Source organism: Streptomyces sp. V3I7, assembly GCF_030817495.1.
Lineage (GTDB): Bacteria > Actinomycetota > Actinomycetes > Streptomycetales > Streptomycetaceae > Streptomyces.
The window spans coordinates 6,359,170-6,371,920 of sequence record NZ_JAUSZK010000001.1 but is presented as its reverse complement, the minus strand read 5'-3'; the positions used below and the strand labels follow the sequence as shown (position 1 = coordinate 6,371,920).

11 protein-coding genes are annotated in these 12,751 nt (G+C 72.8%); 5 read left to right on the top strand and 6 right to left on the bottom strand.

Annotated features, from left to right (window positions below):
* Window positions 1-18 precede the first annotated feature (18 nt).
* The gene (locus QFZ74_RS29415; protein WP_307623879.1) at window positions 19-876 is read right to left on the bottom strand and encodes a DMT family transporter; all 858 of its coding nucleotides are present in this window, start codon (window positions 874-876) and stop codon (window positions 19-21) included.
* Window positions 877-985: 109 nt separating this feature from the next.
* Here QFZ74_RS29415 and QFZ74_RS29410 point away from each other — a divergent pair, with 109 nt between their 5' ends.
* Window positions 986-2,152: a CapA family protein gene (locus tag QFZ74_RS29410; protein ID WP_307623878.1), complete on the top strand. Its 1,167-nt coding sequence runs from the start codon at window positions 986-988 to the stop codon at window positions 2,150-2,152.
* An 11-nt stretch (window positions 2,153-2,163) separates the two neighbouring features.
* Window positions 2,164-2,379 (top strand): hypothetical protein, encoded by a 216-nt coding sequence (locus QFZ74_RS29405; protein WP_307623877.1) that lies wholly within the window; start codon window positions 2,164-2,166, stop codon window positions 2,377-2,379.
* Between the two features lie 25 nt (window positions 2,380-2,404).
* Here the strand turns inward: QFZ74_RS29405 and QFZ74_RS29400 are convergent, their stop codons facing one another.
* Together QFZ74_RS29400 and QFZ74_RS29395 are read right to left on the bottom strand one after the other, a co-directional pair.
* Window positions 2,405-3,286, bottom strand: a complete 882-nt coding sequence (locus QFZ74_RS29400) for a YegS/Rv2252/BmrU family lipid kinase (RefSeq protein WP_307623876.1) — start codon at window positions 3,284-3,286, stop codon at window positions 2,405-2,407.
* A 120-nt stretch (window positions 3,287-3,406) separates the two neighbouring features.
* Window positions 3,407-4,993 (bottom strand): FAD-binding oxidoreductase, encoded by a 1,587-nt coding sequence (locus QFZ74_RS29395; RefSeq protein WP_307624318.1) that lies wholly within the window; start codon window positions 4,991-4,993, stop codon window positions 3,407-3,409.
* A 93-nt stretch (window positions 4,994-5,086) separates the two neighbouring features.
* On the opposite strand from QFZ74_RS29395, the gene QFZ74_RS29390 reads away from it, so the two are divergent.
* From QFZ74_RS29390 to QFZ74_RS29380, 3 genes are all read left to right on the top strand, one after another.
* On the top strand, window positions 5,087-5,686 hold the full coding sequence (locus QFZ74_RS29390; RefSeq protein ID WP_307623875.1) for a TetR/AcrR family transcriptional regulator: 600 nt from the start codon (window positions 5,087-5,089) through the stop codon (window positions 5,684-5,686).
* Window positions 5,683-7,281, top strand: coding sequence for a glycerol-3-phosphate dehydrogenase/oxidase (locus QFZ74_RS29385; RefSeq protein ID WP_307623874.1), 1,599 nt, complete (start codon window positions 5,683-5,685; stop codon window positions 7,279-7,281). The genes QFZ74_RS29390 and QFZ74_RS29385 overlap by 4 nt, the downstream gene beginning before the upstream one ends.
* A 79-nt stretch (window positions 7,282-7,360) precedes the next feature.
* A complete protein-coding gene (locus tag QFZ74_RS29380) occupies window positions 7,361-7,747 on the top strand; it encodes an NUDIX hydrolase (protein WP_307623873.1) in 387 nt (128 codons plus the stop codon).
* Window positions 7,748-7,777: 30 nt separating this feature from the next.
* Here QFZ74_RS29380 and QFZ74_RS29375 read toward each other — a convergent pair whose 3' ends face one another.
* The 3 genes from QFZ74_RS29375 to QFZ74_RS29365 all read right to left on the bottom strand — a co-directional run bounded on the left by QFZ74_RS29375 (window position 7,778) and on the right by QFZ74_RS29365 (window position 12,205).
* Window positions 7,778-8,704, bottom strand: a complete 927-nt coding sequence (locus QFZ74_RS29375) for a LysR family transcriptional regulator (RefSeq protein WP_307623872.1) — start codon at window positions 8,702-8,704, stop codon at window positions 7,778-7,780.
* Between the two features lie 152 nt (window positions 8,705-8,856).
* On the bottom strand, window positions 8,857-9,693 hold the full coding sequence (fdhD, locus tag QFZ74_RS29370; protein ID WP_307623871.1) for a formate dehydrogenase accessory sulfurtransferase FdhD: 837 nt from the start codon (window positions 9,691-9,693) through the stop codon (window positions 8,857-8,859).
* 229 nt (window positions 9,694-9,922) lie between these two features.
* Window positions 9,923-12,205: an FdhF/YdeP family oxidoreductase gene (locus QFZ74_RS29365; protein ID WP_307623870.1), complete on the bottom strand. Its 2,283-nt coding sequence runs from the start codon at window positions 12,203-12,205 to the stop codon at window positions 9,923-9,925.
* Window positions 12,206-12,751: the final 546 nt, after the last annotated feature.

Here is a 12,751-nt window from a genome sequence, read left to right as displayed (position 1 = left end):
CTGCCGGGCGCCGTCGCCCTACTTGACCATCGAGACGACGTTCGGCACGGCGCGGGTCAGCCGGTACACACCCCACAGCAGCAGCGCGCCGCCCGCGATCTCCGGCAGCAGGAACCAGCCCGTGCGGATGTGCTCGCCGAACAGGGTCACGCCGATCAGGAGGCTCGCCGTCGCGTCCGTGATGGTCATCGCGGGCTGGGAGGCGGCGAGCAGGCCGGCCTGGAGCGAGTTCTCCAGCAGCAGCAGCGAGCAGACGCCGACGATGGCGAAGCCGTACGTCTGCCAGGTGGCGAGGAACGCGGCGAAGCCGTCGGTGGCGAGCCGTCCCGTGGCCGACTTCATCAACGCGGCCGTCAGGGCGTTGCCGATCGCGGCGGCCGTGGCGAGCGAGGCGGCGCGGAACAGGGACGAGTGCGAGGAGCGGGCCGCGAGGACGGCCGCGGCCATCAGTCCCAGGCACACCACCAGCACCGGCACCCAGTGCGACATCGGCGCCTGGTTGCGGCCCCCCGAGGGCGCGGCCGCGCCGAGGATCAGGGCGAGTCCGACGACCACTCCCCCAACGGCCCACCAGCCCTCGCGGGGCAGCCGGTGGTGCAGCAGCGGGGCGTAGAAAAGCAGCGCGAACGGCAGTTCCAGGATGAACAGCGGCTGCACCAGGGCGAGGGGCCCGTTCACCAGGGCCAGCGCCTGGAACACGGCGGCTCCGATGACGCCGAGCACGCCGATCCGCCAGGCGGGGATCCGGGCGAGCGTCATGACCAGGCTGATACCGCCGCCCCGCGGCACCGAGCGGGCCGCCTTGCGCTGGAACACGGTTCCCAGGGCATTGCTGGCGGCTCCCAGAATGGCACACACCACAGCAAGCACGATCACTCGTCCATGATGCCCTGCCGTTCCCGCGCCGCCCGGCACCCGGCGCGGGGCCTGCGGTTCGCCGGGCCCCCGGGGGCGGGCAGCGGGTGCCTGGTCCTACCGTGGAGACATGAGCGGCGGCACGGTGACGCTGTTTTTGTGTGGCGATGTGATGCTCGGGCGCGGTGTCGACCAGATCCTCGCGCACCCCGGTGATCCGGCGCTGCGGGAGGGGTACGTCGGTGACGCCCGCGGGTACGTGCGGGCGGCCGAGTCCGCGAACGGGCCGATCCCCGCGCCGGTCGACCCTGCCTGGCCGTGGGGCGAGGCGCTGCGGGTGCTGGACGAGGCCGGGCCGGACGTCCGGATAGTGAACCTGGAGACGTCCGTGACCCGCAGTGACGCGTTCGCGCCCGGCAAGGCGGTCCACTACCGCATGCACCCGGCGAACCTGCCCGCGCTGCTGGCGGTCCGGCCCGACGTCTGCGTGCTGGCCAACAACCACGTCCTGGACTTCGGCCGCACCGGGCTCGCCGAGACCCTCGACACGCTCGGCGGTGCGGGGCTGCGGACGGCGGGCGCGGGGCACGACGCAGCGCAGGCGCAGGCGCCCGCGGTGGTGCCGGTGGCCTCGCAGGACGGCGGTGCGGGGGCGCGGGTGCTGGTGTTCGCCCTCGGGTCGTCGTGCAGCGGCATCCCGTCCGACTGGGCGGCGGACGCCGAGCGGTCAGGGGTGGCGTACGTCCCGGCGCTGACCGCGTCGGCGGCCGACGCGGTCCTGGAGCGCGTACGGCGGGCGAAGCGGCCCGGCGATGTCGTGGTGGTGTCGGTGCACTGGGGCTCGAACTGGGGCTACCGCGTCCCGGACCGGCAGGTCCGTTTCGCGCACGCGCTCGTCGACGGCGGCGTGGACGTGGTCCACGGCCACTCCTCGCACCACCCCCGCCCCGTCGAGGTGTACCGCGAGCGGCTGATCCTGCACGGCTGCGGCGACTTCGTCGACGACTACGAGGGGATCGCGGGCTACGAGAACTACCGCGACGACCTCCGCCTCGCGTTCCTGGTCTCGGTCGAGGCGGACACGGGGCGCCTGGAGGGTGTGCGGATGGTGCCCCTGCGGGCCCGGCGGATGCGGCTGGAGCCGGTGCCGGACGCGGACCGCGACTGGTTGCGCGCGACGCTGGAGCGGGTGAGCGGGGGCGTGTCCGTCGGGGTGGCGGACGACGGCGCGCTCACGCTGCTCACCCCGGAGATCCATCCACGGTGGAGCCATCCACTGGAGCGGCATCCACGGTGAAGGAGGAGAAGATGCCGATCGACACCGTCGAGCGATTCCTGGTCGCCCTGAGCCCGCAAGCCCGGGAGCATGTCCGCCGACAGCCGCGCGAGGAGCAGGAGAGGCTGGCGGCCGCCTGGGAGACGGAGCTGAGCGAGGACTTCGACCTCGACACCCTCAGCGAACTGTCGCCGCCCGCCGCCGAGTCGGAGGCGGCGGCCCGGGTCGTCAGGGATCTCCTGGAGTAGCGGGGTCCGAGCGGGACGTACGTCCTCAGCAGAGCACCGCGAGGTCGCCGGGGCGTACCCGGGCCGTGACGGGCAGGGCGGCCTCGACCTCGCCGTCGGCGCCGTACGGGACGGGGCGGTCCGCCTCGATCCGGATCTCGCGGCCGCGCAGGACCTGGACCTCGGGCCGGTGGACGTGGGCGCCCGTCTTCAGCTCGTTCATGATGGCGAAGAAGAGGCGGCGCGGGGCCTCGTGGATCATCACGACGTCGAGCTGTCCGTCGTCGAGCCGGGCCTCGGGCGCGATGGCCCGACCGGAGCCGTAGTAGCGGGAGTTGGCGGCGACGACGGTGTAGCCGCGACAGTCGTGCTCCTGGCCGTCGACGGTGACGCGGAAGGACGCCGGGCGCCAGGTGGCCACCGCGCGCAGTCCGCCCGCGTAGTAGGAGGCGGCGCCGCGCAGCAGCCGGGCCTCGTTGGCATGCCGGTTGGCGAGCGCGTCGACGCCCGCGTACACGCTGCCCAGCACCACGGTGCGGGCGTGGACGGCCGACTCCACCTCGATGGTGTCCACGTGCCGGGGGTCGCCCGTGAGCAGGATGCGGGCGAGGTCGGCCGGGTCGGCGGGCAGGCCGAGCGCGCGGGCGAAGTCGTTGCCGCGTCCGGCCGGGACCAGGCCGAGGGTCGTACCGGTTCCGCTGAGGGCGCCGCCGATGCCGCCCGCGATGCCGTCACCGCCGACCGCCAGCACGATGCGGCCCTGCTTCCCCGCGCGCACGGCGATCTCCTGGGCGTGGGCCAGGCTGCGGCTGTACTCCGTCTCCAGTTCGGCACCGGCCTCCCTCAGCAGCCGGGCTATGCGCAGCAGTGCCGCCGCCCCGGTGGAGTCGCCCGCGGTGGGATTGACGACGGCGGTGAACTGGCGCATCGGTGAGCCTCCGGGCGGGGACGGGAACGGTGACAGGGGCTGGGGAACGGCGGCTTGCCCGCCGCGGGAGCGCAACTCGGCTGCGCGGGACCGAGATCGTACCGAGCAAAGCCCTGGACGTCAGTGCGTGGGCAGCAGGATTCCGGGGTTCAGCAGCCCTTCCGGGTCCAGGCACCGCTTGACGGCCCGGAGGGCTTCGATGCCGAGGGGGCCGATCTCCCGGACGTAGGCGTCGCGGTGGTCGGTGCCGATCCCGTGGTGGTGGCTGATGGTGCCGCCGGCGGCGAGGACGGCCTCGCCCGCGGCGCGCTTGGCGGGCGCCCAGTGGGCGACCGGGTCCTCGCCCTGGGCCGAGACCACCGTGAAGTACAGGGAGGCGCCGTTCTCGTACACGTGCGAGATGTGGCACATGACGAGGGGCGGGGTGCCGGCCGCCGTGAGGGTGTCGGTGAGCGCGGTGCGGACGGCCGCGTACAGCTCCGGGATCCGGGACCAGAACGCCGCGGTCTCCAGCGTCTCCGCGAACGCGCCCGCGTCCAGCAGGCAGTCGCGCAGGTACGGCGCCGAGTAGCGGCCGTGGGCCCAGCGTTCGCCCGGCTCCGTCCCCGCGTACGTGCCGCCGCACGCGCGCAGGACGGCCGCCGCGCGTTCGCGCCGGTACGCCGTGTCCTCCTCGGTGCCCTCGTAGCCGGTGATCGCCAGGCATCCCGCGTTCTGTGTCACGCCGATGGCGTCGGGCTGGGCGAGTCCGACGAGCGTCTCGGTCTCGTCGGACAGGCGCAGCACGGTGGGCAGCGGTCCGTCCTGGGCGAGGCGGCGCAGGGCTGCGGTCCCCTCCTCGAACGAGGCGAAGCGCCAGCCCTCGTACACCCGGGCCCGGGGCTCGGGCCGGATCCGTACGATCACGGCGGTGATGACGCCGAACGCGCCCTCGGAGCCGAGGATCAGCTGGCGCAGGTCGGGGCCGGCCGCCGAGCGCGGGGCCCGGCCGACGTCGAGGGTGCCCTCGGGGGTGGCGAGGGTCAGGCCGAGCACCATGTCGTCGAAGCGGCCGTATCCGGCGGAAGCCTGTCCGCTGGAGCGGGCCGCGGCGAACCCGCCGAGGGTGGCCCACTCGTAGGACTGCGGGAAGTGGCCGAGGGTGAAGCCGTGCTCGGCCAGGAGCGCCTCGGCCTCGGGCGCGCGCAGGCCGGGCTGGAGCGTGGCGGTGCGCGAGACGGGGTCGAGGTCGAGCAGCCCGTCCATGCGGCGCAGGTCGAGGGCGACGAAGGCGCTCCGGGCGGTGCCCTCGGGCGCGAGGCCGCCGACGACGGAGGTGCCCCCGCCGAACGGGACGACGGCCAGGCCGTGTTGGGCGCATGCCCGCAGGACGGCGAGCACCTCGTCGTGGGTCGCGGGCAGGACGACGGCGGCCGGGACGTCCGCGGTGTCGCCGGCGCGGATGCGCAGCAGGTCGGGCGTGGACTTGCCGCGGGTGTGCCGAAGGCGGCTCTCCGCGTCGTCGCGGATGTGGGCGGCGCCGCCGACGGCGTCCGCGAGCGCCGCGAACGCGCCGGTTTCCAGGGCGGGTTCGGGGACGGAGAGGTCGTCGAGGGCGAGCGGGCGGGTGTCGCGCGGCTTGACGCCGAGCAGGTCGCGCAGCAGGCCGGTCACCGTGTCGGGCAGGGGGGCGGCCTTGGCCGGGTCGCCCCAGCCGCTCCAGAGCATGTCCTGTTCCATCAGCGCGGTCCGTCCCCGTCGTTGGGTTGTCTGTCGTCCCCGAGGGTCCCGTGGTGATCCCCCGGCGTTACACTGTGACACATGACGCCTATTCGTCACAACGCTTCGGACAACGACCGGGTGCTCGACGCGGTGCGCGACTGCGTTCTGGCCGTCGGGGTCCGCCGGACCACCCTGACCGACGTGGCGCGCCGCGCCGGCGTCTCCCGGATGACCCTGTACCGGCGCTGGCCCGATGTGCGCTCCCTGGTGGGCGACCTGATGACGCGTGAGTGGATCGGCGTGGCCACCGGGGCGATGCCGCAGCGCCGCCCGGGTCAGCCCGTGCGCGAGCTGATCGTCGAGGGGCTCGTCGCGGGCGTGGAGGCCTTCCGCGCGCACCCGCTCTTCCGCAAGATCCTCGACGTCGATCCCGAACTCCTGCTCCCCTACGTGCTCGACCGGCGCGGCGCGAGCCAGGACGCCCTGCTGGAGCTGCTGACCGAGGTCCTGCTGGAGGGGCACGCGGACGGTTCGGTGCGCCGGGGCCCCGTCGGACGGCAGGCCCGCTCCCTGCTGCTGGTCGTCCAGTCCTTCGCCCTGTCGCTGCGGACCGTGACCGACGAGGACGACGCCGACCTCACCTCGGCGGCGTTCCTCGGCGAACTGCGCACCACGCTGGAGAGGATCCTCACGCCATGAGCCCCGCCCGCGTCCCCTGCGATGCGACCGCCCCCGTGCCCGGATCGTCCCTGTCGGCCGCCCGCCGCCGGCGCGAACTCGCCGCTGCGGCCGACGGCCGCCTGGCCGACGTCCTGGTGGTGGGGCTCGGCGCCACCGGCGCCGGTGCGGCCCTGGACGCGGCGGCCCGGGGCTTGAGCGTCGTCGCGGTCGACGCCCACGACCTGGCCTTCGGTACGTCGCGCTGGAGCTCCAAGCTGATCCACGGCGGGCTGCGCTACCTGGCCGCCGGGCAGTTCGACGTGGCTCACGAGAGCGCGGTCGAGCGCGGGGTGCTGATGGAACGGACGGCCCCGCACCTCGTCGGCGCCCAGCCGTTCGTCCTGCCCCTGACCCCGCTGGTCTCCCGCGCCCAGGGCTCGCTGGCGTGGGCCGGTCTCCGCGCCGGGGACGCCCTGCGGCTCGCGGCCCGCACCGCGCGCACCACCCTGCCCGTGCCACGCCGCCTCTCCGCGGTGGAGGCGCGCAGCCTGGCGCCGTCGGTGCGCGCCGACGGGCTGCGCGGCGGGCTGCTGTCCTGGGACGGCCGGCTCACCGACGACGCCCGTCTGGTGACCGCCCTCGCCCGCACCGCCGCCGCCCGCGGCGCGCGGATCCTGACCCGGGTCAGAGCGCTGGAGCTCACCGCCACCGGCGCCCGCGTACGCGACGAACTCACCGGGGAACAGGGCGAGATCCGCGCCCGCGCGGTGATCAACGCGGCCGGTGTGTGGGCGGGCGGCCTGGTGGACGGCATCCGGATCCGGCCCTCGCGCGGCACGCACCTGGTACTGCGCGCGGACCTCCTCGGCCCCCTGCCCGCGGGCCTGCACATCCCCGTCCCCGGGGAGACCAACCGCTTCGTCCTGGTCCTCCCGCAGGGCGACGGGCGCGTGTACGTCGGGCTGACCGACGAGCCCGTCGAGGGCGGGATCCCGGACGTCCCGGAGGTTCCCGAGGCGGACATCGGCTTCCTGCTCGACGTGCTCGGCTCCGCCCTGGACGTCCGCGTACGCCGCGACGACGTCGTGGGCGCCTTCGCGGGACTGCGCCCCCTGCTGGACACCACCGCCGGCCACTCCGGCGCGCCGGCCCGGACCTCGGACATCTCGCGGCGGCATGCGGTGCTGACCCCACCCGACGGCGTGACCACCGTGGTCGGCGGCAAGCTCACGACGTACCGGCGCATGGCGCAGGACGCCGTCGACGCCGCCGTGACCGCCCGCCGGCTCACCGCGGGGCCGTGCGCCACCGCCTCCCTGCCGCTCGTCGGCGCGGCGGCGCCCCGCCGGCTCGGTGAACTGCCCGTCCCCCGGCGCCTGGTGCGGCGTTACGGCACCGAGGCCCTCGCCGTCCACGCGCTCGCCGCCGAGGACCCGCGGCTGGCCGAGGCCGTCCTGCCCGGCCACCCGGTCACCCGCGCCGAACTGCTGTGGGCCGTACGGCACGAGGGCGCCCTCGACGAGTCGGACCTCCTCGACCGGCGCACCCGCATCGGCGTCGTCCCCGACGACCGCGACCTCGCGCGCGCGGCCGCCCGCGAGACGCTGGAGGAGGCTGCGTCGACGGCTTCCTGACGGACCGACGGATCACCGCCGCCGCCGTGGGTAGGAGAGCGTCATGGAACGGCGTGAACGGCGAAGGGACGGTTGAGCCATGGCGCTGGAGTACCCCGGCGGGGGCGCGGTACAGGCGGTCGTCGCGTACGACGGACAGCTGCTGCTGGTGCGCCAGCAGGGCGACGGCTGGGGGCTGCCGACGGGCACCCCGGAGCCGGCCGAGTCGGTCGAGGCCACTGCGGAACGCCTCGTGTACGAGCTGACCGGTTACCTCGTCGACGGCTCCCAGTCCCTGGACCCACCGGCGGAGCCGGCGGCCGAGGCACCGGCGGCCGTCGTCTGCCAGCTGCTGACCGAGGACCCCTCGGGCGGGGCGCGGCTCACCGCGGAGCAGATCCGCTGGTTCCTGTTCGAGGACGCCGCCAGGACCTCGGGCCTGCCGCAGGCCGTACGGGACTACCTGGAGGGGCACACCCCCGCCTGAGCGTGCGGTGAGGCTCCGCACGCAGGGGGTTCAGGCCTTGGCGGTTCCCGGGAGCCGCTCCAGGATGGCGGCGACGTCCGTGGTCCGGGCCGTCTCCGCCAGGGCGCGGGCCATGACGGGGCCCGGCTCCCGGGCCGTGGTGACGAGGCCGATGGGCATCGTGCGGGTGGGCTCCACGAGCGGAACCGCCCGCATCCCGTCCGGGACGCCGAAGACGTGGAGCCAGGCGTGCGGCACGATGCTGGCCCAGCGGCCGGTCCTGACGTGGGAGAACAGCGAGGCGACCGAGTCGGTCTCGACGCGCGGCGAGGGACGCAGCCCCGCCTCGCCGAAGATCTCGTCCAGCACGCGCCGCCCCTGCATGGTCGACGTCAGCAGGCACAGCGGGAGCCGCGAGGCCTCGGTCCACGTCGCCGTGGCCTGGCGGGCCAGACCGTCGCCGATGTTGGTGAGCAGCACGTACCGCTCCTCGTACAGCGGCACGGCTAGGAAGCCGTCGGGGAGGGTCTCGGGGAGGTAGGTGATACCGGCGTCCAGCTCGAAGTTCTGGAGCTGGCGCAGGATCTCCTCGGAGCGCAGGTTGGCCGTGACGTCCACGGTGACCATCGGGTGCTCCACGCAGAACGGTCCGGTCAGCAGCGACACGGCGCCCGAGGCGGTCGGCACGGAGCCGATCCGCAGCCGCCCGCTGAGACCGGTGCGCAGCGCGCCGACCTCGTCGGTGAGGGCCTCGCGGTCGGCGAGGATGCGCTGGGCCCACATCAGGATGCGCTCGCCCTCGGGGGTGAGTCCCTCGTAGCTGCGGCCGCGCCGGACCAGCGGCACGTCCAGCTCCTCCTCCAGCTTGCGGATCGCCTCGGAGAGCGCGGGCTGGGACACGTAGCAGGACTGGGCGGCGCGGGCGAAGTGACGCTCCCGGGAGAGCGCCACGAGGTACTCGAGCTGGCGGAACAACATCTTGGTCTCTCTGGTCCATCCGGCCGGTCGGGGATGCGGGTTCGTCGGCCGGAGGGGCTGCCCGGCCGGGTCGGCGAGTGGGAGTTGCCCTGCCCCTCCGGCCGAGTGCACGGTGCGTGCAGCTGCCCAAAGGTGGGGCGGGAGGCGCCTGCTCAGCCCACGGGCTGGGGCTGGAGGCGTTCGGCGCCGGTGTAGACGTTCATGGAGGTGCCGCGGAGGAAGCCGATGAGGGTGAGTCCGCTCTCGGCGGCGAGGTCGGCGGCGAGGGAGGAGGGCGCGGAGACGGCGGCGAGGACGGGGATGCCGGCCATGACCGCCTTCTGCACGAGCTCGAAGGAGGCGCGTCCGCTGACCATGAGGATGTGGTTGCGCAGCGGGAGCATGCCCTCGCGCAGGGCGTGGCCGATCACCTTGTCGACGGCGTTGTGCCGGCCGACGTCCTCCCGGAGCACGACGAGTTCGCCGCTGGTGGTGAACAGGCCGGCGGCGTGCAGACCACCGGTGCTGTCGAAGACGCGCTGGGCGGCGCGGAGCCGGTCGGGGAGTGCGGTGAGGGTGTCGGTGTCGACGTGCAGCGGGTCCTCCGCCACGCTCCAGGCGGCCACGGTACGTACGGCGTCGAGGCTGGCCTTGCCGCACAGGCCGCAGGACGAGGTCGTGTAGAAGTTGCGCTCCAGCGAGGCGTCGGGTGCCTCGACTCCGGGAGCGAGAGCGACGTCCACGACGTTGAAGGTGTTGCTGCCGTCGGCCGTGGCGCCGGCGCAGTAACGGATCCCGGCGACCTCGTCCGCCTTGTGCAGGACACCCTCGCTGACCAGGAACCCGGCCGCGAGATCGAAATCGTCACCCGGGGTGCGCATGGTCACCGTCAGCGGACGGCCACCCACCCGGATCTCCATCGGCTCCTCGGCGGCCAGCGTGTCAGGGCGATGCGAGAACGCGCCCTCCCGCACCCGCAGCACACGACGCCGCACGGTCACTCGCCCCATGGTCCTACCTTCCTCTCGGAGTCCTGCTCCTCATGATGTTGTGTGATCGAGCCGATCACGTGGTCCCACCGCATCGGAACGCCACCGACATCCGCACCCGGCCGTGATCACCAGGTACAGCAAGCCTACGGCGACCGGGGCCGCCCGCAGAGCGGAGCGGCGACCGGCGCCCGAGCCGGGCCCCGTCCGCCGCACCGGGCGGTGCGGCGGACGGGGCCGGCCGGCGCGGTTACCGGGTGGGCTCCAGGCGGACGATGACGCCCTTGCTGGTCGGGCAGTTGCTGATGTCGGCGACGCTGTCGAGCGGCACCAGGACGTTGGTCTCCGGGTAGTACGCGGCGGCCGAGCCGCGGCTGGCCGGGTAGGCCACCACGGTGAAGTTGTCGGCGCGGCGCTCGCTGCCGTCGGTCCAGACGCTGACCAGGTCGACGGTGTCGCGGTCCTTCAGCCCCAGCTCGGCCAGGTCCTCGGGGTTGACCATGACGACGCGGCGGGCGTTGTGGATGCCCCGGTAGCGGTCGTTCGGCGCGTACCAGATGGTGTTCCACTGGTCGTGCGAACGCAGCGTCTGGAGCACCAGGTGGCCCTTGGGAGCCTGCAGCTTCACGAAGTCGTTGGCGGTGAAGACGGCCTTGCCGCTCGGGGTCGGGTAGACGCCGGAGTTCACCGGGTTCGGCAGGACGAAACCACCGGGCTGCTTCACGCGGGCGTTGAAGTCCTCGAAGCCGGGGATCACGCGCGCGATGCGGTCACGGATGGTGTCGTAGTTCCGCTCGAACTCCTCCCACGGGACGTCGACCTTGTCGCCGAGGGTGCGGCGGGCCATCCGCGAGATGATCGCGACCTCGCTGAGCAGGTGCTCGGAGGCGGGGTGGAGGCGGCCGCGCGAGGCGTGGACCTCGCTCATGGAGTCCTCGACCGTGATGAACTGCTCGCCGCTCTCCTGGATGTCGCGGTCGCTGCGGCCCAGGGTCGGCAGGATCAGCGCGGTCTCGCCGACGACCGTGTGGGAACGGTTCAGCTTGGTGGAGATCTGCGCGGTCAGACGGCACTTGCGCAGCGCCGCCTCGGTGACGTCGCTGTCGGGAGTGGCGCGGGCGAAGTTGCCGGCCACGCCGAGGAAGAAGTGCGCCTTGCCGTCGCGCATCGCGCGGATGGAGTCGACCGCGTCGTAGCCGTGCTTGGCCGGCGGCTCGAAGCCGAACTCCTTGCCGAGCGCGTCCAGGAACTTCTGCGGCATCCGCTCCCAGACGCCCATCGTGCGGTCGCCCTGCACGTTGGAGTGGCCGCGGACCGGGCAGACGCCGGCGCCGGGCTTGCCGATGTTGCCGCGCAGCATCAGGAAGTTGACGATCTCGCGGATCGACGGCACGCCGTGCTTCTGCTGGGTGATGCCCATCGCCCAGCACACGATGACGCTCTTGGCGTTCATCACGCGCTGGTGGACCTCCTCGATCTCGGCGCGGGTCAGGCCCGTCGCCTCGAGGATGTCGTCCCAGTTGTGCTTGCGGGTGTGCTCGGCGAACTCCTCGAACCCGATCGTGTCGGACTCGATGTACGTGTGGTCCAGGACCGTGCCGGGAGCGGCGTCCTCGGCCTCCAGCAGCAGCTGGTTCAGCGCCTGGAAGAGGGCGAGGTCGCCGCCGGCGCGGATGTGGAGGAACTGGTCGGCGATCGGGGTGCCCTTGCCGACGACACCACGGGCCTTCTGCGGGTGCTTGAACCGCAGCAGACCGGCCTCGGGGAGCGTGTTGACGGCCACGACCTGGCCGCCGTTACGCTTGGTCTCCTCCAGCGCGGACAGCATGCGCGGGTGGTTCGTACCCGGGTTCTGGCCGACCACGAAGATCAGGTCGGAGTTGTGGATGTCGTCGAGGTTGACGCTGCCCTTGCCGATGCCCAGCGACTCGCCGAGACCCGAGCCGGAGGACTCGTGGCACATGTTCGAGCAGTCCGGCAGGTTGTTGGTGCCGAAGGCGCGGGCGAACAGCTGGAGGAGGAAGGCGGCCTCGTTGTTCAGGCGGCCCGAGACGTAGAACATCGCCTCGTCGGGGCTGCTGAGGTGGTGCAGCTCCTTGGCGAGGACGTCGAAGGCGTCGTCCCAGCTGATGGGCTCGTAGTGGGTGGAGCCCGGCCACTTCACCATGGGCTCGGTCAGCCGGCCCTGCTGGTTGAGCCAGTAGTCGGACTTCGTGTCCAGCTCGGCGATCGAGTGCTGCTCGAAGAAGTCACGGGTGATACGGCGCGAGGTGGCCTCGTCGTTGACGTGCTTGGCGCCGTTCTCGCAGTACTCGTTCATGTGCCGCTGGCCCGGAGCGGGCTCCGGCCAGGCACACCCGGGGCAGTCGAACCCCTTGGCCTGATTGATGTTGAGCAGGGTCAGCGCGGTGCGCCGTACCGACGTCTGCTCCAGTGAGTACTGAAGCGCGTGCGTCACCGCCGGCAGACCCGTCGCCCACGTCTTGGGCGGGGTCACCGACAGATCATCAATCGGGTCCTCGATGGCGCTCATGATCTGGTTCTGCCTCTTTCCGCTGCATCCGCATACTCGAGTACGGTCCGCCGCGGGACGATGGGAGCATCCCCGCCGCAGAGCACGCCTCACGGCGGAAGCCGCAGAACACGCCGGGTCCCGGACGCACGCCACGGGTTCCCGACCCCATGAGGTTTCCCTGGGTGCTTCTTGGGGATTCCTTGAGGTAAGGATCGTGCGCGGGTACTGTCCGGTCCCGCGAATATTCGACTATCCGACTTCCGCTGCTGGAGCAGCCTCCGCCAATCCATGGCACGGAGTCAAAGAAGCGATACCTATCAGTCGATAGGTATCGCCTATCAGTATGGGCTCCTCGCCGTGCGGCGTTGCGCCGCAGGTCGTAGGCTGCGAGGCCGGGCGAGGTGCCGCACGCCCCTCGCCGGTACGGATAAGTACGGGTTATCGGGCCATCGGGAACCCCTCTTTGACTTCTTCCGGGAAATAGCCGAACGTTGTCCTTGAACCGTTATCCGGCATGAGGTCCAAGAAACAATAAAGGCACCGGTTTTGGGAGCCCGCGAAAGC